Here is a 21,075-nt window from a genome sequence, read left to right on the forward strand (position 1 = left end):
TTCAGGGACAGAATACTTTTCTGAAAGCATTCTGCATTGCGACGTCAAGGTCTTCTGTTGAAACCGCAATGCCAAGATCATGAAGCGATGTGACGCCATGATCGGAAATCCCGCAGGGGACAATGCCTTCAAAGTGGTCGAGATCCGGATCAAGATTGATGGCGATACCGTGGAAGGTGACCCATTTTCTGACCCGCACACCAATGGCTGCAATCTTGTCTTCCCGGCCATGACCCCGGTCAATCCAGATGCCGACACGGCCTTCGCGCCGCTCTCCCCTGATGTTGAAGCTTGCCAGTGTCTGAATGATCCACTCTTCCAGATCGGCAACGTATTTGCGCACATCCTTGCCACGGTGATTGAGATCGAGCATGGAATAGCCCACACGCTGTCCCGGTCCGTGATAGGTGTACTGTCCACCGCGTCCGGCGTCATAAACCGGAAAACGGTCCGGTGTGAGAAGGTCTTCACGTTTGGCCGAGGTACCCGCCGTGTAAAGGGGAGGATGTTCCAGAAGCCAGACGCATTCCTGTTCCTGCCCGGCGTGAATGGCTGCAGCGCGGTTTTCCATGAATTCAAGGGATTTGTCATAGTCGATCAGGTGATCGGAAACACACCACTCTATCGCGCCATAAGATGTTTTGACGCTTGACTGACTGGAAAAAAGATCATTCGATGAAGTGTGATCGGACACAACGGGCCTCTTGAAAAATCAGTTTGTAAAAACCTTTTATACAGAGTGCTTTCGATCATCAAATAAAATGAGTTTGGGTGTTCCTATGTCGTATCAGGCGTGTATTATGTCGCCTTTGAACGTCCCAATGAATAAAAAGGCTTCACCAGCAAATGTCCAAAGATCTGCGCGATGGCGCTCTTTTCTATCACCGGTACCCGACAGCGGGAAAACTGGAGATTTCTGCTACAAAACCCCTTGGTAACCAACGCGATCTGGCACTTGCCTATTCCCCGGGTGTTGCTGCCCCCTGTGAAGTCATTGCTGAAAATCCGGCCGAAGCCGCAAACTTTACGGCCCGTGGCAATCTTGTCGGGGTGGTCACCAACGGGACTGCTGTTCTCGGTCTGGGTGACATTGGCCCGCTGGCATCCAAACCGGTCATGGAAGGAAAGGCGGTCCTTTTCAAGAAATTTGCCGGTATTGACGTCTTTGATATCGAGGTGAACGAAAAGGATCCTGAAAAACTCATCGATGTTGTCGCGGCTCTGGAGCCGACCTTTGGCGGGATCAATCTGGAGGATATCAAGGCGCCCGAGTGCTTTATTGTCGAGAATGCGCTGAAGGAACGCCTCAACATCCCGGTTTTTCATGATGATCAGCATGGTACGGCGATTATTGTTGCGGCAGCGATTTACAATGCGCTGCGCCTTGCCGAAAAGGACATCAAAAAGGTCAAGCTGGTGACATCCGGCGCGGGCGCTGCTGCGCTGGCCTGTTTGAACCTGCTTGTTTCAATGGGAGTGTCGAAGTCGAATATCTGGGTGACGGATATTGAGGGTGTGGTCTATGAGGGACGGGAAGCCCTGATGGACCCGTGGAAGTCCGCCTTTGCCCAGAAGACAGATGCGCGTTCCCTGGGGGATGTAATCGGGGATGCCGATATCTTCCTCGGTCTTTCTGCTCCGGGTGTCCTGAAGCCTGAAATGGTCAAAAGGATGGCGGCGCGTCCTGTTATTATGGCCCTTGCGAACCCGACCCCGGAAATCATGCCCGAAGAGGTCGCCAGGGTTCGGGATGATGTTATTATGGGCACAGGGCGGTCCGATTATCCGAACCAGGTGAACAACGTTCTCTGCTTCCCCTATATTTTCCGGGGCGCACTGGATGTCGGTGCCCGCATGATCAATGAGGACATGAAAGTGGCCTGCGTCCGTGCCATTGCAGATCTGGCGATGGAACAGCAGGACGAGGTGGTCATTCGGGCGATGGGCGGCGAAGCCAAGACCTTCGGGCCTGATTACCTGATCCCGAGCCCCTTTGATCCCCGGCTGATTTCGCGGATTGCACCGGCTGTCGCCAAGGCTGCGATGGAGACGGATGTCGCTGATCGTCCACTGAAGGACATCGAGGTCTACAAGGAAAAGCTGGAACGCTTTGTCTACAAGTCCGGTCTTGTGATGAAGCCGCTTTTCGAGCGGGCGAAGAAAGCACCCAAACGCCTGATCTATGCGGAGGGTGAGGACGAGCGCGTTCTGCGGGCTGTTCAGGTTGTCATCGAGGAAGGAATTGCCATTCCGACAGTGATCGGGCGTCCGGAGGTCATTCAGAACCGTCTGGATCGTATCGGCCTGAACATGACGGCCGGCGTCGACTTTGATGTGATCAACCCGCATGACGACCCGCGTTTCAATCTTTACTGGTCGACCTATCACAAGTTGATGGCGCGCAAGGGAATATCCCCGGATGCAGCCAAAATTGTTGTGCGGACACGCAACACGGTGATCGCGGCACTTGCGGTTTATCTGGATGATGCAGATGCCATGATCTGCGGTGTGACGGGGCGTTATCACAAGCATCTGGATCACGTTGGCGGCATTCTGGGACTGCAGGAAGGGGTGACGGATTTCTCTGCACTCTCACTTATGATCATGCCGAACGCGACCTACTTTATGACAGACACCTATGTTTCGGTTGATCCCACGGCAGAGCATCTGGCCGAGACGACCATTATGGCGGCAGAGCATGTCAAACGCTTTGGATTGCAACCCAAGGCGGCCTTGTTGTCCCACTCCAACTTCGGTTCTTCAACCAGTGAGTCTTCCCTGAAGGTGCGCAAGGCCCTTGAAATCATCAAGTCTGGTGGCCACGATTTCGAGGTTGAGGGGGAAATGCATGCGGATGCAGCGCTCAATTCCGAAATCCGTGAACGTCTGTTCCCGGACAATGATCTGTCCGGCGAAGCCAATCTGCTGGTTTTCCCGAACCTTGATTCTGCAAACATTGCCTTCAACCTGATGAAGACTGTCGATGATGCCCTGCCTGTCGGACCAATCCTTGTCGGGGCTGCCCATCCGGCACATATCCTGACAGCCTCAACGACAGGGCGGGGCATTGTGAACATGTCGGCCATTGCCGTCGTGGATGCCCAAAGCCGGGAAAGCTGATTTGAGGGATATCACCGGCAGGCTTTTCAAGTGTCCTGTCAGGGCAAACAGGCAAAAGAAAAGGGAGGCTTCAAGCCTCCCTTCCTTCTTCTACAGCATGACAGGACGTCAGATGTTTGCTGAAATGCTGTCCCAGAACGGGAACATCAGACTGGCACCGCCCGTTGGCCAGAGGACAGCGGGTGTGGAAGGTGCAGCCTGATGGCGGGTTGAGAGGGGAGGGAATTTCCCCGGACAGCTTGATGCGCTCGCGCTTGAGCTTCGGATCGGCGACCGGGGTCGCAGACAGCAGCGCGCGGGTGTAGGGATGTTGCGGGTTGCTGAAGACCTCTTCATTCGTTCCGTGTTCAACCGGACGCCCCAGATACATGACCATCACATCATCTGCGATGTGTTTGACGACAGACAGGTCGTGGGAGATAAAGAGATAGGCAAGGTTCATCTCTTCCTGAAGATCGCTCAGGAGATTGAGCACCTGCGCCTGAATTGAAACATCCAGTGCTGATACCGGTTCATCCAGAACAATGATTTTCGGCTCCAGCATCAGGGCGCGTGCAATGGCAATACGCTGACGCTGTCCACCGGAAAACATGTGCGGATAGCGATCGGCCTGCTCAGGACGCAGACCGACACGCCCCAGCATGTCCAGAATTTTTGCCCGGCGTTCGGCAGCACTCAGATCCGTGTTGATCTTGAGAGGCTCTTCCAGAATGGTGCTGATCTTCTGGCGCGGGTTCAGGGAACCATAGGGGTCCTGAAAAACGATCTGGACGGCCTGTCGCAAGGTGCGCTTGTCTTCTTTCGAGTGGGCAGAGGAAATATCCTTCCCGTCGAGAACAAGGGAGCCCTCGGTTGGTCCCTCGATCAGGGTCACGAGCCTGGCCAGCGTTGACTTGCCGCAGCCTGATTCCCCGACAACTGCAAGGGTTTTGCCTGACTGAAGCTCAAAGCTGGCGCCATCCAGAGCCTTGACTGTGTTGTCCGGCTTCATGAAGCCGCCTTTGACAGAATAGTGACGTTTCAGGTTTTCTGCCTTGAGAACGGTTTGGGTACTCATGCTTCCGCTCCTTCTGCAGGCATGTTGGCTGGCTTGCCATCCATCAGGGGATAGTGGCAGAGAACACCTTCCTTGCGGGCAGGTTCTGCGGCTCTGCAGTGTTCATTGGCAAAGTTGCATCGCGGATTGAACAGACAGCCTGTCGGACGATCCAGCAAACCGGGAACAACGCCCGGGATGGATGGAAGACGTTTGCTTGTCGCCCGTTCCGGAAGAGCCTGAAGCAGGGCGTGCGTGTAGGGATGCCGGGGCTTTTCGAAGAGGTCCAGAACGTTCTGTTGCTCAACCTGTTGCCCCGCGTACTGCACGGTGACCCGCTGTGCTGTTTCGGCGACCACTCCCATATCGTGGGTGATGAGGATCAGAGCCATGTTCTGTTTGCTTTGCAGTTCGCGCAGAAGCTCCAGAATCTGTGCCTGAATGGTGACATCCAGTGCGGTTGTCGGCTCATCGGCGATCAGAAGTCGGGGGTTGCAGGAGATCATCATGGCGATCATCACACGCTGGTTCATCCCGCCGGACATCTGGTGCGGATAGGCCTTCAGGCGTGTTTCCGGCGCAGGAATACCCACCATGCCCAGAAGCTCGATGGCGCGCTTTTCCAGTTCCTTTTTGGTTCCACCCAGATGCTTTTTCATGGCTTCCATAATTTGGTAACCAACAGTGAAACAGGGGTTGAGGCTGGTCATTGGTTCCTGGAAGATCATGGCGATGTCTCGCCCGATAATCTGCCGACGGGCTTTTTTGGGCATGGTCAGAAGGTCCTGACCATCAAAGGTCATCCGGTCTGCCGTGATTTTCGCAGTCCAGGGCAGAAGTCCCATCAGAGCCAGCATGGAAACGGATTTCCCGGAGCCGGACTCACCCACAATGGCCATGATCTCTCCCTGATCGACGTTCAGATTTACGCCATCAACGGCACGGAAAGGGCCATGGGCTGTTGCAAACTCAACAGTGAGGTTTTGTACATCAAGCAATGACATGATCAGGACCTCTTCATTTTCGGATCAAGGGCATCGCGCAGACCATCACCCATCAGGTTGATGGAGAGAACAGTCAGGAGGATGGCGAGGCCGGGGAAGGTGACAACCCACCAGGCAGAGGTGATGAATTCCTGTGCGCTGGCGAGCATGGTTCCCCACTCCGGAGTTGGAGGCTGAGCACCCATTCCGAGGAAGCCAAGAGCTGCAGTATCCAGAATGGCTGTCGAGAAGCTCAGGGAAGCCTGAACAATGAGAGGTGCCATACAGTTTGGCAGAATAACCAGAACAAGAAGGCGCATTGTGCCTGCACCGGCAACCCGGCTGGCTGTGACGTAATCCCGTGCTGACTCTGCAATGGCAGAGGCGCGGGCCAGACGCACATAATGCGGCATGTAGGTGATCGCGATGGCAATCATGGCATTGCGCAGGCCTGGTCCGAGGATGGCAACAAGAACCAGAGCCATCAAAAGGCTCGGGATTGCCATGATGATGTCCATGACGCGCATCACCAGTGTTTCATAAACACCGCGGAAGTACCCGGCCGTCAGCCCCAGGATGATCCCCATACTGAGGCTGAGCACGATAACGATGCAGCCGGCATAGAGTGAAAAGCGCGCTCCGTGCATCAGACGGGAAAGCACATCCCGGCCAACTTCGTCTGTGCCCAGGAAAAAGCGGATATCGCCGCCTTCCTGCCAGACCGGAGGAACCAGGAAAGAACCGCGGTATTGCTCAACAGGTGAGTGTGGCGCAAGGAGATCCGCAAAAAGTGCGATGAATACAACGAAAAGGAAGAAGAAAAGACCGGCAACAGCGCCCTTGTTCTCGGAAAAATAGAACCAGAATTCCCTGAACTGCTGTTGCAAAGCACTTGTTTTCTTTGCGGGGTCGGAGGGTTGCTGAACTGACATGCTGTTTTCCTCCTCAGCCTTTGTTGTGCAGAATGCGCGGGTTGATGAAGCCGTAGAGGAAATCAACAAAGAGGTTGATCACCATAACGACGGAGGCAATGAGGACAATCCCGCCCTGAACGGCGAAGTAGTCGCGGCGGAAAATACTGTCGAGCATCCACTTGCCAATGCCGGGCCAGGCAAAGATGGTTTCCGTCAGGATGGCGCCGGCGAGAAGCACACCGACCTGAAGGCCAATAACCGTGACAACCGTGATCAGGGCATTGCGAAGAGCATGGAGGCCAACGATACGGAGGGGAGAGAGACCCTTTGCCCGCGCGGTGCGGACATAGTCTTCTCCGAGCACCTCAAGCATTGCAGAGCGGGTCTGTCGGGCAATGATCGCCATGGGAATTGTGCCCAGTACGACAGAGGGCAGGATCAGGTGGCTCAGCGCAGAGAGAAAGGCGCCCTTTTCATTGCTGAGCAGGGTGTCGATCAGCATGAAGCCCGTTTCTGTGTCGATCCAGAACAGCGCCGAGAGACGTCCGGAAACAGGGGTCAGACCCAGAATGTTTGAAAAGAGGATGATCAGCAGCATGCCCCACCAGAAGATCGGCATGGAATAGCCGGTCAGGGAAATGGTCATCAGCGTGTGATCAAAAACGGAACCGCGTTTGACAGCAGCGATGATGCCGGCAGGGAGGCCTACAATAACTGCAAAGACGATTGCACAGAAAGCCAGCTCGATTGTGGCTGGAAAACGCAACAGGAATTCTTCGAGAACGGGTTGTTTGGTCGTAAAGGACACCCCGAAATCGCCCTGCAGAATATTGAACAGAAAACCCAGATATTGCTCATAAAAGGGGCGATCGAAACCAAAAAGAGCGCTCAGTTCTGCATGGCGCTCGGGGCTGACACCCCGTTCTCCGGCCAGAAGCTCGATGGGATCGCCGGGCAACAGGCGAATAAAGCTGAACGCGATAAGAGTCACGCCCAGAAAGGTCGGGATCAGCAATCCCAACTTGCTAAGAAGAAAACGAAACATGTCTTTCCTGATCGTTTGCTGCGCGAAATTTCGCGAGATTGGCGACACTTTTTGTGTCTGTTCTCGTTGTTTGAAACAGAAAATCCGCCCCTTTTTCAAGGAAAAGGGGCGGATTTCTCAGAAAGTCAGGGCGTTATTCTTTCAGATCAACGCCGTAGAAGATGTGACCACCAAACGGATCAATCTTGTAGTCAAGCACTTCCGGACGGATGGGCTCGAACACAACAGAGTGAGCGATGGTTGCCCATGGAGCCTGCTCCTTGAAGACAGTCTGGGCCTCTTCGTACAGGCGTGTCCGTTCAGCCGGATCGCTTGTCAGTTTGGCCTTCTGGATCAGGTCTTCAAAAGGTGCGTGACACCATTGTGCGCGGTTGGAGCCACCGACAGCATCACAGCCGAGAAGAACGGCCAGGAAGTTGTCGGGATCGCCGTTGTCACCAGTCCAGCCCAGCAGAACAGCACCATCACGGTCCACGTCCTTGGAGCGCTTCAGGTACTCACCCCATTCGTACTGAACGATTTCAGCTTCCACGCCGATTTTCGCCCAGTCCGCCTGGATCAGTTCAGCCATGCGACGCGCATTCGGGTTGTAGGGACGCTGAACAGGCATGGCCCAGATTTTGGTTTTCAGACCGGAAACGCCTGCGTCTTCCAGAAGCTTCTGGGCTTTAACCGGATCATACTGATCATCAACAGTGTTCGGGTTGTAGGACCAGATGGTTGGCGGGATCGGGTTCTTGGCAACCTTGCCGGCACCCTGGAAGACACCGTCAATGATTGCGCCCTTGTTGATTGCCATGTTCAGGGCCTTGCGGACTTCCGGCTTGTCGAATGGAGGCATCTTGCTGTTGTAGGCAAGGTAGCCGACATTCAGACCTTCCTGGCTCATCAGATTGACGTCCGAGTCAGACTTCATCGCTTCCAGATCAGCCGGGTTCGGATAAGGCATCACATGGCATTCGCCCGCTTTCAGCTTCTGATAGCGTACCTTGGCATCCGGAGTGATGGAGAACACCAGACGGTCAAGGGCAGCACGGCCTTTCCAGTAGTCATCGTGAGCCAGATAGCGGATCACAGAATCTTTCTGATAGGCTGCAAACTCGAAAGGGCCTGTACCGATGGGGTTCTGGTCAAAGGCTTCCGGAGTGCCTGCATCCTGCATGTTTTTCGCATATTCTGCAGAGTGGACGGAGGCAAAATCCATTGCGAGGTTCGCAATGAACGGTGCTTCCGGACGTGTCAGCTTGAACCTGACCGTGTAGTCGTCGACCTTTTCGATGCTTTCGATCAGGTCCGGCATGGACATCGCTTCGAAGTACTCATAGGAACCGCCGGATACACCGTGGTAGGGGTGAGCCTTGTCACGCTGGCGTTCAAAGCTGAAGATAACGTCATCAGCGTTGAAATCGCGGGATGGAGAGAAGAAATCCGTGTCGTGGAACTTCACGCCCTTGCGGAGCTTGAAGGTATATTCCTTGCCATCATCGCTGACTTCGTAGCTCTCGGCGAGAGCGGGAACGATATTTGTCGTGCCGCGATCAAACTCGACCAGCTTGTTGAAAATCTGACGGGATGAAGCATCAAATGTGGTTCCTGCAGTATAAAGCGCCGGTGTGAAGCCTTCAGGAGAGCCTTCGGAACAATACACAAGTGTTTTTGCCTGCGCGGAATAGGATGCGCCAAATGAAACAGCAGCCGCAATTGCAGCTGATGCTAGCAATCCTTTTTTAATCATGAAAATCTCCCTGTGATTTCATGGTGTCACTTGATGTGACGGGTTTGAATATTCTTTTTTATTTCAGGGTTGTCATGGCAACCTTGCACAAGACTGTATATTCACAGTTCTAATCCGTCAAACCTTATGGTGGTAAGGTCTGAAGAATTGCTCATGCTTAACGATAAGTGTATGAATTAAAATTATTTTTTCTTTTATCATGAGAAAAAATATATGTGAGTTCATGACACCATCTGTTTAACTCATAAGCGGCGATTTGCGTCAAAATGTAAAGGCTGGCAAAGAGTCGCACGCCTTTTTGTGAAAAACCTTCTTTTTTAATCCCGTAGCAGTCCTGCTATTTCCCATTTGATGGATCGGTGTTATCTCTTTGGCATAAAGCACAAATGAGCAACGTCATCAGGAAAGGGGAGCAGATGTCCAGAGAACCTGAACAGATGCAGGAGATGTCTGACGATGAGACATTCGGCCTGAGTGCTGACGTTGTGACTGCTGTCGAGGATGCCCTTGATGCTGTTGAGGACAGCGGCAACGAGGAAACCCTGCAGGAAGTCGGAGATCTTGTCGAAAATCTCCATGAAGCCGATGCTGCGGATTTGCTCGAGCAGTTGGGGCGCAAGGAACGCAAGGCCCTGATGAAAGTTCTGGGAGCCGGTTTTGATCCCGAAATCCTTCCCTATCTGGACACTTCGGTAAAGGAGGAAATTGTCGAACTGCTGGGGCCGCAGGGGATCGCGAACCTTTTGCCATCCCTCGATTCAGATGATCAGGTCGACCTGTTTGACGATCTTGATGAAGAACTGAGAATGCATATTCTCTCCGCCCTTCCCATGACCTATCGCCGGGTGATCGAAGAGGGGCTCAGCTACCCCGAGAGCTCAGCCGGGCGTCTGATGCAGCGCGAGCTTGTGGCTGTGCCGTCGGTCTGGACAGTGGGGGAGACCATTGACTATATGCGGGTCAGTGATGATTTGCCGGATGATTTCTATGACATCTACATTGTGACACCGCGTCACAAGGCTGTTGGATCGGTATCACTTTCAAAGCTGCTTCGCTCAAGACGGCACATGCGGCTTGACGAGATTATCGAGGAGCAACTCCATACAATCCCGCTGGTGACAGACCAGGAGGAAGTTGCTCACCTTTTCCGTCAGTACAGTCTGGTTTCCGCACCTGTTGTTGATGAACAGGAGCGTCTGGTCGGTGTGATTACAATTGATGATGTCGTTGACGTCATTGATGAAGAGGCCGCCGAGGATATCATGAAGATGGGTGGTGTCAGCGAGCAGGATTTTTACGAGGATATTGTCGACACAACAAAATCCCGCTTTGCCTGGCTGGTCGTCAATCTTTTCACAGCCATCGCTGCATCGCTGGTTATCGGGCTTTTCGAGGGAACGATCGAGCAGGTTGTTGCGCTGGCTGTTCTGATGCCGATTGTGGCGTCCATGGGCGGGAATGCAGGAACCCAGACCCTGACTGTTGCTGTCCGGTCCCTGGCCATGAAGGATCTGAGTTCTTCCAACGCTCACCGCTTTGTTGGCAAGGAGCTTCTGATCGGGGTGATCAACGGTTTGCTCTTTGCCATTCTGGCGGCAACGGTCGCGTGGGTCTGGTTTGAATCCCGGCAACTGGCCTTTATTATCGCGGCGGCCATGATCATCAACATGATTGTTGCGGGGCTGTCAGGAACCCTTATTCCCATTGGTCTGGATCGTTTGAAAATAGACCCTGCCATTGCCTCCAGCGTGTTTCTGACCACCGTGACGGATGTGATCGGCTTCTTTGCCTTCCTGGGGCTGGCGGCCTTTTTCCTGCTTTAGCTCCTTTTTTCAAGCAATTGCTGCAGGGCCCTGTCTGCACCGGCAATATCGTCCACGGCCTGCCAGCTGTAAGTCTGCCTTCTTTCACGTTTGCGGCCATACTTGTCCCGGAAACTTCTGGTGGTCGAGGTGAGCCTGAGATTGCCTCTGCCATCGGGGAAGTCTTCACGCTGTATGGCATTGACCTTTTCGGGAGATGTCGGGCGGATTTTTATGCTTTTGCCCAGATGGATATCCAGCAGGCGTTGGGTGGTAATGGCATAGAAGGTTCGCTGAAGCCGCCTGTTTTCCCTGTAGGGTGCTGAAACAAGCCAAAGTCCCAGACTGATGAAACCCAACCCGAAAAGCTGAAAGGGAAAAGGGGCCTGAAGGCTGTTGCTTGTCCAGAAAACTGCAAAGACAACCATGAAAAGGCTCATGGCAAAGCGGAGCGGTTTCCTGCCAGTCAACCGGGTTTTCAGGTTCTGGTCAGGAAGGCTTCTGCCCTTCCAGATGATCTCTTCTCCCGGAAGAAGAACGGTTTCCTTCACGTATTTTTCAAGATCAAATTCTGCCACTTCTGCTTTTCCCTGTGTTGTGTTTTTCCGGTTTTAACACAGCAGCTCTCTGAATGAAGTTTTTTTGAAGATGGGTTCTTATAAGTTTACGTTTACGTAAAGGTAATTTTGTGTCATGCTTTTTCCATGAGTGAAGTCTATACAATCTCCCAATTGACCGAGGCCTTTGATGTAACGCCGAGAACACTGCGGTTTTACGAGGATTCAGGTTTGCTGAACCCCAGACGTGAGGGAACCCGGCGGCTTTACAGTCCGCGTGATCGCACACGAATCAAACTTATTCTGCGGGGTAAGCGCCTTGGCTTCAGCCTGAATGAAATCCGGGAAATCCTGAATCTTTATGATGAACAGGGACAGGGTGAGACAAGGCAGCTTGAAGTCCTGCTGGGGCGTATCGGGGAAAAGCAGCAGCAGCTTTTCGAGAAAAAACGCGATCTGGAAGCGGCTCTGGATGATCTGTCCAGCCTCAGGTCCGGGTGTGAGGAACGGCTGTTGCAACTGAGAGGAAAGCAGGAGTAGGGCCATGGAAACCATGCTGGACAGTCTCAATGCCGGCCTGGATGAGGATCTGAGGCTTGTGCTTCAGTCGGCAAGGGATTTTGCGCAGCAGCGGTTGTTCCCGCTTGCTCATGAACTGGATCGGCTGGACCGTTTCCCGCGCGAACTTTGGCCTGAACTAGGGGAAATGGGACTGCTCGGTATCACTGTGCCGGAGGAGGACGGCGGGAGTGGCTTCGGTTATCTGGCGCATTGCCTTGTGATGGAAGAACTGTCTGCCGCAGCGGGAGGGGTTGCCCTGAGCTACGGGGCGCATTCCAATCTTTGTGTGAACCAGATCCGCAGGAACGGCAGGCTTGAGCAGAAAGCCAGATATCTGCCCCGGCTCATTTCAGGGGAGCATGTCGGAGCCCTGGCAATGAGTGAGCCGGAAGCCGGGTCGGATGTCGTGTCCATGCGTCTGAAAGCTTCTGCTGTTGAAGGCGGATATTGCCTGAATGGCAGGAAAATGTGGATCACCAACTGTGATGAAGCCGATGTGCTGGTTGTCTATGCCAAAACCGAACCGGATGCCGGCAGCAAGGGAATTACAGCTTTTCTGGTGGAAAGGGAGTTTGAGGGCTTCTCCGTCGCACAGAAGCTCGACAAGCTCGGGATGCGGGGATCACCAACCGGAGAGCTGGTTTTTGAGGACTGTTTTGTGCCGCAGGAAAATGTTCTCGGCGAGCTCAATCGCGGTGTTGCCGTTCTCATGAGCGGACTTGATTATGAACGGGTGGTTCTGGCTGCTGGCCCGCTGGGGCTCATGAGAGCAGCGCTTGAACTTGTTCTGCCCTATGTCAGGGAACGGAAGCAGTTTGGTCAGGCCATTGGCGAGTTCCAGCTGATACAGGGCAAGCTCGCCGATCTCTACAGCAGCTATCAGTCCTGTCGTTCCTATCTGCATGCTGTTGCCAGAGCCTGTGATCGTGGCGATGCGGACCGCAAGGATGCTGCTTCCGTGATTCTTGTGACGGCCGAGGCCGCAACGCGTGCCGCGCTGGATGCGATACAGATCATGGGCGGCATTGGCTATACAAATGACTGTATTGCCGGGCGCCTTTTGCGTGATGCGAAGCTCTATGAAATCGGAGCTGGGACGTCCGAAATCCGAAGGATGCTGATTGGCAGGGAGCTTTTTGCAGGACGATAAAAGCATGTTGAAACAATTCGCTATATATCACAATCATGATCGTTGTCTTGACTGTGCCTCCAAAACGGGTAGTGTGAGCGAGTTTTTAACCCCTGCCTTTTTATCCTGTTTTGTGGAGACGACCCTTGCCAACACTTCTGATTACTGGCGCCAATCGCGGGATTGGACTTGCTATGGTCGGGTCCTTTGCAATCGATGGCTGGAAAGTGCACGCCTGTTGCCGTCATCCGGAGCGCGCCAAGGAATTGCGCAGCATGGAAGGCAACATCACCATTCACAAGCTGGATGTGGCCGACGAACTGAAAGTCGCTTCGCTGGCGCGCGAGCTGATCGACGAACCTGTAGATCTGCTGATCAACAATGCGGGATACTACGGCGAGAAAACGCCCTTTGGCGAAACGGACTACGAAGACTGGATGCATCACTTCAAGGTCAACACCATGGGGCCAATGCGCATGGCGGAAGCCTTTGTCCGGCATGTGGGGGCAAGCGAGAAAAAGCTGATCGTCAACATATCATCAAAGGTCGGATCGGTCGGGGAGAACACCTCTGGAAACAGTTATCCCTATCGGTCTTCAAAGTGCGCCCTGAACATGGTGACAAAAAGCCTTTCCATCGACCTTGCAGAACGGGACATTACGGTTCTGGCGTTGCATCCGGGATGGGTGCAGACAGAAATGGGCGGCCCGGATGCCCTGATTTCCACAGCAAAATCCGTTTCGGGTCTGCGCAAGGTCATTGCGAAGGCAGGCAAGGAGCAAACAGGTCAGTTCATCAATTACGATGGTACACAAATTCCCTGGTAATTTGTCTTTGTGATCAACTGACCCGTTGCTTCCCATTCAAGAAAAGGAAGGCGTGGTCATGTTGAACGAAGAACAGTTGCTCATCCAGGAATCCCTGAGAGGGTTTGCCTGGCAGACACTCTATGACTTGTCTCCTGTCTGGGACAGGGAGCACCGTTTCCCTTCCGAGGCGATTGAACCCATGGCCGAAATGGGGTTGTTCGGCATGCTGGTTGATCCTGAATATGGCGGTTCGGGCTTTGATACCGTTTCCTATGTTTTGGCAATCGTGGAAATTGCGGCGGCTGACGGCTCACTTTCCACTATTCTTTCCATTCACAATTCGCTGATTGTCGGTCTGATCCAGGCCCATGGAACTCCGGCACAGAAAGATCATTATCTTCCCTTGCTGGCCCAGGCGAAGATACGTGGCTGTTTTGCCCTGACGGAACCGGATGCAGGCTCTGATGCCTCTGCCATTCGAACCAGGGCAGAACGCAAGGGGGATTGCTGGGTGCTGAATGGAAGCAAGCAGTTCATTTCCTCCGGTTCGACAGCCGACATCGCTCTTGTTTTTGCGATCACGGACCCTTCTGCGGGTAAAAAGGGGATGTCGATCTTTCTGGTTCCGACCGATACGCCGGGCTATTCCGCTGTGCGGGTTGAGGACAAGCTGGGGCAACATGCCTCGGACACCTGCTATCTGGAATTTGTGGACTGTGAAATCCCGGCCGAAAACATGATCGGACAGGAGGGGCAGGGATACAGGCTGGCCCTGTCCAATCTGGAAAACGGACGGATCGGAATTGCCGCTCAGGCCATCGGAATGGCCCGGGCTGCCTTTGATATTGCCCATGATTATGCGCTGAACAGAACCTCTTTTGGCAAGCCGCTGATTGAGCATCAGGCTGTTGGTTTCCGGCTTGCCGAACTGATGACGGATCTGCGCGCTGCCGAGCTGATGGTGCTGGATGCTGCAGCCAGGAAGGATCGGGGCGAAGCCTGTCTTACGGAAGCCTGTATGGCCAAGCTGCATGCATCGGAGATGGTGGAGCGTGTCTGTTCCGGGGCAATCCAGACTCTTGGAGGTTACGGATACCTGAGAGATTATCGCCTTGAGCAGATATACAGGGACATGCGGGTCTGCCAGATTTACGAAGGGACATCCGACATCCAGAAAATGGTGATATCCAGACAATTAAGCAAGTAAAGGCAATGCTTTATGCGGTCTTTTGAAACAAAAATATCAAATAGTGATTCTGCTTTTCAGGAGAATGAGAAACAGAATCGTGTTCTTGTACAGGGTTTGCAAAAGCGTCTGGGAAACATTGCTCTTGGTGGTCCGGACAGAGCCAGGAAAAAGCATCTGGACCGGGGAAAGCTCTTGGTGCGCGACCGGATTGGCCTGCTTCTGGATCAGGGGTCTGCGTTTCTGGAAGTTGCTCCCCTTGCTGCCTGGGGACTTTATGAGGACGAGGTGCCCTCAGCGGGAGTTGTGGCAGGCATTGGTCAGGTTTGCGGTCGTCTCTGCATGATTGTCGGAAATGATGCCACTGTGAAGGGTGGAACCTATTATCCGATGACTGTGAAAAAACATCTGAGGGCGCAGGAAATTGCAGAGCAGAACAGATTGCCCTGCATTTATCTGGTGGACTCAGGAGGCGCAAATCTCCCCAGTCAGGATGAGGTTTTCCCCGACCGGGATCACTTTGGCCGGATTTTCTTCAATCAGGCGCGTATGTCTGCGGCAGGCATTCCACAGATTGCTGTTGTTATGGGTTCCTGCACGGCCGGAGGGGCCTATGTGCCAGCGATGTCGGACGAGGCTGTTATTGTCCGGAACCAGGGAACGGTTTTTCTGGGCGGTCCGCCTCTGGTCAAGGCTGCAACAGGTGAAGTGGTGACCGCCGAAGAACTGGGGGGCGCTGATGTGCATTGCCGGACTTCGGGAGTTACAGATCACTCTGCCGGGAATGACCCGGATGCGCTGGCCATCACCAGAAACATTGTCTCGACATTGGGGGGAACTGCCGCCGGGGTTGCTGCCGATCGCCGCGAGGAGGTCGAAGAACCGCTCTATCCGGCAGAGGATCTCTATGGGCTGGTTTCCTCAGGCAGCAAAAGTTCGGTGGATGTGCGGGAAATTATCGCCCGGCTGGTTGACGGCAGTGCCTTTCAGGAATTCAAGCCTCTTTTCGGAGAAACCCTTGTGTGTTGCTTCGCCAGAATTGAGGGGCGTCTGGTTGGCATTGTTGCAAACAACGGTATTCTCTTTTCTGAATCCGCTCTCAAGGGTGCCCACTTCATCGAGCTGTGTTGCAAGCGTGAGATTCCCTTGCTTTTCCTGCAGAATATTTCCGGTTTCATGGTTGGGAAAGCCTACGAGGAGAGAGGAATTGCCAAGGACGGGGCAAAGCTGGTTATGGCTGTGGCCTGTGCCAGGGTCCCAAAGATCACGGTGATTATCGGCGGAAGCTACGGGGCCGGAAACTACGGAATGTGCGGGCGTGCCTATTCTCCCGATTTTCTGTTTTCCTGGCCCAATTCGCGCATTGCTGTCATGGGCGGGCAGCAGGCTGCAACAGTACTGGCGCAGGTGCGCGGCGATACGCTGAAAGCAAAGGGAGTGGAGTGGTCCGAAGAGGAGGAGCAGGCCTTCAGACGCCCCATTGAACAGCAATTTGAGGAGCAGTCTGATCCCTACTATGCATCGGCTCGCCTGTGGGATGATGGTATCATCGACCCGGCAGACACAAGAAGAGTGCTTTCCCTGGCCTTTGCCGCAACTGACAACAAACCATCCGAAGAGACCCGTTTTGGGGTTTTCAGAATGTGAGGCATGATGACAGTTCCCTGGTTTATGGAAGAGATTGATGAAAGAGGTGTGGCGCGCCTGACCCTGACGCGGGCTGATGAACACAATCGTTTGTCTGCCCAGTTGATTTTGGAGCTGTCGGCCGCTTTGAACGGGCTGGCACATGATGAGCGCGTGCGTGTGCTTGTTCTCGCGGCAAGGGGGACGACCTTTTGTGCCGGTGCCGATCTTCAGGAAATGCTGTTTTCCGGGAAAGGGGATCGCAAGGAAAATCTTGATGATGCCCGGGCCTTTTCAGAACTGATGCATGATCTGAGCGTTTTTCCCAAGCCTGTTGTGGGCGTGGTTCAGGGCAATGTCTATGGTGGCGGTTTGGGGCTGGTGGCCTGTTGCGATATCGCTGTTTGTGCCGAGGGTGTCAGCTTTCAGCTTTCGGAAGTGCGTCTGGGGCTGATCCCGGCTGTTATTGCCCCTTATGTGATCAACAGGATCGGGCCGGGCCATTTCCGGTGCAAGGCTCTGTTGGGTGAGGCTTTTGACGCACGTGAAGCCTTCGGGCTGGGGCTTGTTCACAAGCTTGTGCCCTATGAGGATTTGAGGAGTGCGACCGGTCGTGTTCTTGAGAGCCTTCTCAGGGGAGGGCCTCAGGCCCAGACACGGATCAAGCAGTTGAATGAAAATCTCTCATCTGCAGAAACTGCGCGCTTGCTGGCAGATATCCGGACATCCGGGGAAGCGCAGGAAGGGATGCAGGCTTTCAGGGACAGGCAGGAGCCGGACTGGTCATAATTCATGAAGCCCGAACAGAAGAAAATCAAAAAAATTCTTGTCGCCAATCGTGGTGAAATCGCTGCCAGAGTGTTCCGGACAGCGTCTGAGCTGGGGCTGGGGACTGTGGCTCTTTATTCTGATGCAGACAGGCACGCCCTTTTTGTTGGATGTGCTGATGAGGCCTATGGTCTGGGCGGTGTTCAGGCTGCCGAGAGCTATCTTGACCAGTCTGCAGTTCTGGATATTGCCAGACGCGCCGGTGTGGACGCCATTCACCCGGGTTATGGATTTCTGTCTGAAAATCCCGTCTTTGCCCAACGCTGTGCCGAGGAGGGCATTGTTTTTGTCGGACCGCCGGTTGATGCCATCCGTTTGATGGGTGACAAGGCACAGGCCAAGAAGGTTTTGCAGGAAAAGGCTCCGGATGTTCCCTTTCTGCCGGGCTATAACGGACAGGAGCAAAGTCCGGAGCGCCTGCAGGAAGAGGCTGACAGGATTGGCTTTCCTCTTATGATCAAGGCGGCTGCCGGCGGGGGTGGCAAGGGGATGCGTATTGTCAGGGAGGCCTCCGGTTTTATGTCTGCGCTGGAGGCAGCACGGCGTGAATCCGGCTCTGCCTTTGGAAATGATCATGTCATTCTGGAACGGTATCTTGAGGGGCCAAAACATATTGAGGTGCAGATCATGGCGGATTGCCATGGCAAGGTTCTGGCCCTTTCCGAAAGGGACTGTTCAGCGCAGCGCAGATATCAGAAGGTTATTGAGGAAGCGCCGGCTCCCCACCTTTCGGATGTGTTGCGGGAAAGACTGGCTGCTGCAGCCTGTTCTGCTGCAAGGGCTGTGGATTACGCGGGGGCGGGAACTGTCGAGTTCCTTGTGCAGGGGGAGGAATTCTTTTTTCTGGAAATGAACACGCGTTTGCAGGTCGAGCATCCCGTTACAGAGGAAATCCTCGGACTGGATCTTGTTGCCCTGCAAATCGTGGTAGCTTCTGGCGAGGCCCTGCCACTGGATCAGGAGGACCTTAAAGTCTCCGGTCATGCCTTTGAGGCCCGGCTTTATGCCGAAAGACCTGAAAAGGGCTTCCTTCCTGCAACCGGACAGATTGATCTGTTCGAGGTTCCTGAACGTCTCGAGAGTGAGGGCAGGGTTCGTCTGGACAGTGCGGTTCGCAGCGGTGACCGGGTGACACCTTATTATGACCCGATGATCGCAAAGCTGGTTGTCCACGGGAAAAACAGGGCTGAAGCGCTGTCGGGACTGAGGGAAGCGGTTCGGAAAACCCTGTGTCATGGTGTCGGGAACAATCTCGATTTTCTCCATGACCTGCTGTCGACAGGGGTTTTGCAGGACGGATTGATTGATACAGGCTGGCTTGATCGCAATCTGGAACAGGTTCTTGATGCTGCTGAACCGCTCTCTCCCCTCGAAATCGCAGCCTGTGCTTTTGCAATCTTGTTTCTGGGGCATCAGAACGACAAGGCAGGAGTGTTTGATCGCGGAGATTTCTTCTCGAATGCAACCCTGCAAAGGCGTCCCTTGCTGCTTTCGATCGGAGGGCAACTGGTCAGTTGTTCCTGTGTTTTCGAAAAGGGGCTGTCCCTTTCTGTCCTTGTCGGGGATCAGTCTGTTGCAGTTGAAGAGCTTGAACGGAATGAAAGGGAATTCAGGCTCCGGCTGGATGGAGAGCTTGAGCTTGCCCTGTCTTTTCGTCATGTCGGAACTGAAATGCTCGTTCTTCTGCCGGGAAGGCGGTCTTTGCCGGTCTGTCTGGCAGGGGTTGAGGAACTGGCGACACAAGGTTCTGTGGAAAAGGCGCAGGGCGTGGCCCGGGATCTTGTTGCTCCAATGCCGGGGCGCGTCGTGAAGGTGGAAGTCGAGGCGGGTCAGGAGGTTCTGGAAGGGCAAGCTGTTGTGGTTCTTGAGGCCATGAAAATGGAATTGCCTGTCACTGCGACGGGGTCTTCTGTTGTGGACGGGCTTTTCTGTAAAGTTGGCGACCAGGTTGCTGAAGGGCAGATGCTTTGTTCTTTCAGAAAGGGCAGTGATCATGGCTGAGGCAGGGACGATCCGGATTGTTGAAGTGGGACCGCGTGATGGTTTGCAGAACGAGGCATCTGTTCTCTCTGTCGAGGATCGCGTGCATCTGATCCGGCTGCTTTTCCGTGCCGGTTTGTCCGAGGTGGAGGCCGGGGCCTTTGTTTCACCGAAAGCGGTTCCCCAGATGCAGGGAAGTGCGGAGGTTCTCCGGGCCTTTTCTGATCAGGAAAGACGCAATCTGTCGGTGCTGGTGCCCAATCAGAGGGGGTTGGAGGATGCCCTTGCGGCCGGAGCGGGTTCTCTCTCCGTCTTTACGGCTGTTTCCGATTCCTTTGCACTGAAAAATATCGGGATGTCGGTCGAGGACAGTCTCGGCCTTTTTGAAAGCCTTGTCCGTCAGGCCCGGGATCGCGCCATTCCCGTTCGGGGGTATCTCTCCTGTGTTGCGGGCTGTCCCTTCGAGGGCACAGTTGATCTCCGGCGTGTTGTAAGCCTCTCGTCGCAGTTGCTTGAGATGGGCTGTTTCGAGGTTTCGCTGGGGGATACAATCGGGGTTGGGACGCCTGTTTACGTTAAGAAAATGCTCCGGGCATTGCAGCAGGAGGTGCCTCTGGACAAAATTGCGCTTCATTGCCACAACACCTACGGGCAGGCTCTGGCCAATGTCTATGTAGGTCTGGAAGAGGGGATTCACGTGTTTGATTCCGCTGTCGCAGGTCTTGGTGGCTGCCCTTTTGCGCCGGGGGCAAGCGGGAACCTGGCAACGGAGGATCTGCTTTACATGCTCGGGGATCTTGGGGGTTGTCCGGATCTTTCCATGACGGCTTTGCTTGATGCCGCAGATTTTATCACCAAAAAGCTTGGTAAGGAGCCCCAAAGCGCCTATTTTCGTGCCACACGATAAATTGGTTTCTGGTTCATCTGCAGGTTTTACTCTGAATATGCTTCACCTCATCAAGCTTTCTGTCGGCTCCGAGTCTCCTGAAACCCTCGAGGAATTTCAGGCTGAACGTCTTGCCCAACACGGTTTTCTCTTTCACAAGACACGCATGTTTCCCAAACGCAGGGATGAAATCCTTGATTCGGGTGGCTCGATTTACTGGGTGATCAAGGGGCAAATCCGATGCCGTCAGAAGCTTCTGGATATTGAGCGTGTCGAGGCAGATGACGGGACGCCCATGACGCTCTTTCGTCTTGAGCAGGAACTGGTCAGGACGCGCCCGCTTCCCTTCCGTCCCTTTCAGGGCTGGCGCTATTTCAAGCCGGAAAACGCTCCGGAAGACATGGGCAGCTATAAGGGAGAGGAGGCCAGTATGCCGGATGCCATGAAGGCAGAACTGGAAAAACTGGGACTTTTGTAAAAAAGTTTGAAGAATCTGTTTTTTTGCTCTGGACAGGCCCATGGGGAAAGCCTATATACCTCTTCGTCGCCGGGCTGAACGGCTCGACAGCGACCGCTTGGTGAGCGCAGACAGAAATAACTTGTTTTTGCTTTGCTCATCATTATAATGGGTCCTCCGGCCTGAGTTCATCGGGCTCGTTTGAGGAATTCAGATCAATAGTGTTAAGCCTTTCGGACTTGGGCTTTTGCTCAGGTCGAAAACTTGCGCTGTTTTTACCGGTTCTTCCGGTGTGCTGTTTGACATAGTTTTTTGGAAGGGATGCGTAGGCGGCGGTTTGCTGTTTGTATCAGTAAAACTGTCGGTTTATGCATCATACGTGTACACACACATGTGTCTGTTTTCTTTAATGGAGACAGAA

Annotated in this window: 18 protein-coding genes; 11 read left to right on the forward strand and 7 right to left on the reverse strand. The window is 53.9% G+C overall.

Annotated features, from left to right (window positions below):
- Position 1 precedes the first annotated feature (1 nt).
- Positions 2-694, reverse strand: a complete 693-nt coding sequence (lipB, locus tag AAAH10_RS14540; RefSeq protein WP_343564853.1) for a lipoyl(octanoyl) transferase LipB — start codon at positions 692-694, stop codon at positions 2-4.
- Positions 695-846: 152 nt separating this feature from the next.
- On the opposite strand from lipB, the gene AAAH10_RS14545 reads away from it, so the two are divergent.
- Positions 847-3,120: an NADP-dependent malic enzyme gene (locus AAAH10_RS14545; protein ID WP_343564854.1), complete on the forward strand. Its 2,274-nt coding sequence runs from the start codon at positions 847-849 to the stop codon at positions 3,118-3,120.
- A 70-nt stretch (positions 3,121-3,190) separates the two neighbouring features.
- On the opposite strand, the gene AAAH10_RS14550 is transcribed toward AAAH10_RS14545, so the two are convergent.
- From AAAH10_RS14550 to AAAH10_RS14570, 5 genes are all read right to left on the reverse strand, one after another.
- Complete coding sequence (locus AAAH10_RS14550; protein ID WP_343564856.1) at positions 3,191-4,177, reverse strand: peptide ABC transporter ATP-binding protein; 987 nt, start codon at positions 4,175-4,177, stop codon at positions 3,191-3,193.
- On the reverse strand, positions 4,174-5,160 hold the full coding sequence (locus AAAH10_RS14555; RefSeq protein ID WP_343564858.1) for an ABC transporter ATP-binding protein: 987 nt from the start codon (positions 5,158-5,160) through the stop codon (positions 4,174-4,176). The genes AAAH10_RS14550 and AAAH10_RS14555 overlap by 4 nt, the downstream gene beginning before the upstream one ends.
- A gap of 2 nt (positions 5,161-5,162) precedes the next feature.
- Complete coding sequence (locus tag AAAH10_RS14560) at positions 5,163-6,071, reverse strand: ABC transporter permease subunit (protein ID WP_343564860.1); 909 nt, start codon at positions 6,069-6,071, stop codon at positions 5,163-5,165.
- Between the two features lie 13 nt (positions 6,072-6,084).
- Positions 6,085-7,098, reverse strand: coding sequence for an ABC transporter permease subunit (locus AAAH10_RS14565; RefSeq protein ID WP_343564862.1), 1,014 nt, complete (start codon positions 7,096-7,098; stop codon positions 6,085-6,087).
- Positions 7,099-7,231: 133 nt separating this feature from the next.
- A complete protein-coding gene (locus tag AAAH10_RS14570; RefSeq protein ID WP_343564864.1) occupies positions 7,232-8,833 on the reverse strand; it encodes an ABC transporter substrate-binding protein in 1,602 nt (533 codons plus the stop codon).
- A 416-nt stretch (positions 8,834-9,249) separates the two neighbouring features.
- Here AAAH10_RS14570 and mgtE point away from each other — a divergent pair, with 416 nt between their 5' ends.
- Entirely contained in the window at positions 9,250-10,656 is a 1,407-nt protein-coding gene (gene mgtE / locus AAAH10_RS14575) for a magnesium transporter (RefSeq protein ID WP_343564866.1), read from the forward strand.
- Here mgtE and AAAH10_RS14580 read toward each other — a convergent pair.
- Entirely contained in the window at positions 10,653-11,213 is a 561-nt protein-coding gene (locus AAAH10_RS14580) for a hypothetical protein (protein WP_343564868.1), read from the reverse strand. The genes mgtE and AAAH10_RS14580 overlap by 4 nt on opposite strands.
- A gap of 126 nt (positions 11,214-11,339) precedes the next feature.
- Between AAAH10_RS14580 and AAAH10_RS14585 the strand changes: the two genes are divergently transcribed.
- The 9 genes from AAAH10_RS14585 (at position 11,340) to AAAH10_RS14625 (ending at position 20,675) form a co-directional block, all read left to right on the forward strand.
- Positions 11,340-11,732 carry a MerR family transcriptional regulator gene (locus AAAH10_RS14585; protein ID WP_343564870.1) on the forward strand — a complete coding sequence of 131 codons (393 nt, stop codon included), beginning with the start codon at positions 11,340-11,342 and terminating at the stop codon, positions 11,730-11,732.
- A gap of 4 nt (positions 11,733-11,736) precedes the next feature.
- Positions 11,737-12,903 (forward strand): isovaleryl-CoA dehydrogenase, encoded by a 1,167-nt coding sequence (locus tag AAAH10_RS14590; RefSeq protein WP_442490278.1) that lies wholly within the window; start codon positions 11,737-11,739, stop codon positions 12,901-12,903.
- Positions 12,904-13,028: 125 nt separating this feature from the next.
- The gene (locus AAAH10_RS14595; RefSeq protein ID WP_343564872.1) at positions 13,029-13,709 is read left to right on the forward strand and encodes an SDR family oxidoreductase; all 681 of its coding nucleotides are present in this window, start codon (positions 13,029-13,031) and stop codon (positions 13,707-13,709) included.
- A 58-nt stretch (positions 13,710-13,767) separates the two neighbouring features.
- Positions 13,768-14,898 (forward strand): acyl-CoA dehydrogenase family protein, encoded by a 1,131-nt coding sequence (locus tag AAAH10_RS14600; protein WP_343564874.1) that lies wholly within the window; start codon positions 13,768-13,770, stop codon positions 14,896-14,898.
- 12 nt (positions 14,899-14,910) lie between these two features.
- Positions 14,911-16,524 (forward strand): carboxyl transferase domain-containing protein, encoded by a 1,614-nt coding sequence (locus AAAH10_RS14605; protein WP_343564876.1) that lies wholly within the window; start codon positions 14,911-14,913, stop codon positions 16,522-16,524.
- Positions 16,525-16,527: 3 nt separating this feature from the next.
- Positions 16,528-17,292 (forward strand): enoyl-CoA hydratase-related protein, encoded by a 765-nt coding sequence (locus tag AAAH10_RS14610; protein WP_343564878.1) that lies wholly within the window; start codon positions 16,528-16,530, stop codon positions 17,290-17,292.
- 3 nt (positions 17,293-17,295) lie between these two features.
- Positions 17,296-19,332: an ATP-binding protein gene (locus AAAH10_RS14615; protein ID WP_343564880.1), complete on the forward strand. Its 2,037-nt coding sequence runs from the start codon at positions 17,296-17,298 to the stop codon at positions 19,330-19,332.
- Positions 19,325-20,218, forward strand: coding sequence for a hydroxymethylglutaryl-CoA lyase (locus AAAH10_RS14620; protein ID WP_343564882.1), 894 nt, complete (start codon positions 19,325-19,327; stop codon positions 20,216-20,218). Before AAAH10_RS14615 ends, AAAH10_RS14620 begins: the two co-directional genes overlap by 8 nt.
- Before the next feature lie 37 nt (positions 20,219-20,255).
- On the forward strand, positions 20,256-20,675 hold the full coding sequence (locus AAAH10_RS14625) for a DUF1489 family protein (protein ID WP_343564884.1): 420 nt from the start codon (positions 20,256-20,258) through the stop codon (positions 20,673-20,675).
- Positions 20,676-21,075: the final 400 nt, after the last annotated feature.

The organism is Carbonatibacter coralli (assembly GCF_039592655.1).
Classification (GTDB): Bacteria; Pseudomonadota; Alphaproteobacteria; order Kiloniellales; family Kiloniellaceae; genus Carbonatibacter; species Carbonatibacter coralli.

Excerpts from the sequence above, each read along its gene's own strand:
- AAAH10_RS14545 (WP_343564854.1), top strand. The coding sequence starts at position 847 with ATGTCCAAAGATCTGCGCGATGGCGCTCTTTTCTATCACCGGTACCCG.
- AAAH10_RS14550 (WP_343564856.1), bottom strand. The coding sequence starts at position 4,177 with ATGAGTACCCAAACCGTTCTCAAGGCAGAAAACCTGAAACGTCACTAT.
- AAAH10_RS14555 (WP_343564858.1), bottom strand. The coding sequence starts at position 5,160 with ATGTCATTGCTTGATGTACAAAACCTCACTGTTGAGTTTGCAACAGCC.
- AAAH10_RS14560 (WP_343564860.1), bottom strand. The coding sequence starts at position 6,071 with ATGTCAGTTCAGCAACCCTCCGACCCCGCAAAGAAAACAAGTGCTTTG.
- AAAH10_RS14565 (WP_343564862.1), bottom strand. The coding sequence starts at position 7,098 with ATGTTTCGTTTTCTTCTTAGCAAGTTGGGATTGCTGATCCCGACCTTT.
- AAAH10_RS14570 (WP_343564864.1), bottom strand. The coding sequence starts at position 8,833 with ATGATTAAAAAAGGATTGCTAGCATCAGCTGCAATTGCGGCTGCTGTT.
- mgtE (WP_343564866.1), top strand. The coding sequence starts at position 9,250 with ATGTCCAGAGAACCTGAACAGATGCAGGAGATGTCTGACGATGAGACA.
- AAAH10_RS14585 (WP_343564870.1), top strand. The coding sequence starts at position 11,340 with ATGAGTGAAGTCTATACAATCTCCCAATTGACCGAGGCCTTTGATGTA.
- AAAH10_RS14590 (WP_442490278.1), top strand. The coding sequence starts at position 11,737 with ATGGAAACCATGCTGGACAGTCTCAATGCCGGCCTGGATGAGGATCTG.
- AAAH10_RS14600 (WP_343564874.1), top strand. The coding sequence starts at position 13,768 with ATGTTGAACGAAGAACAGTTGCTCATCCAGGAATCCCTGAGAGGGTTT.
- AAAH10_RS14605 (WP_343564876.1), top strand. The coding sequence starts at position 14,911 with ATGCGGTCTTTTGAAACAAAAATATCAAATAGTGATTCTGCTTTTCAG.
- AAAH10_RS14610 (WP_343564878.1), top strand. The coding sequence starts at position 16,528 with ATGATGACAGTTCCCTGGTTTATGGAAGAGATTGATGAAAGAGGTGTG.
- AAAH10_RS14615 (WP_343564880.1), top strand. The coding sequence starts at position 17,296 with ATGAAGCCCGAACAGAAGAAAATCAAAAAAATTCTTGTCGCCAATCGT.
- AAAH10_RS14620 (WP_343564882.1), top strand. The coding sequence starts at position 19,325 with ATGGCTGAGGCAGGGACGATCCGGATTGTTGAAGTGGGACCGCGTGAT.
- AAAH10_RS14625 (WP_343564884.1), top strand. The coding sequence starts at position 20,256 with ATGCTTCACCTCATCAAGCTTTCTGTCGGCTCCGAGTCTCCTGAAACC.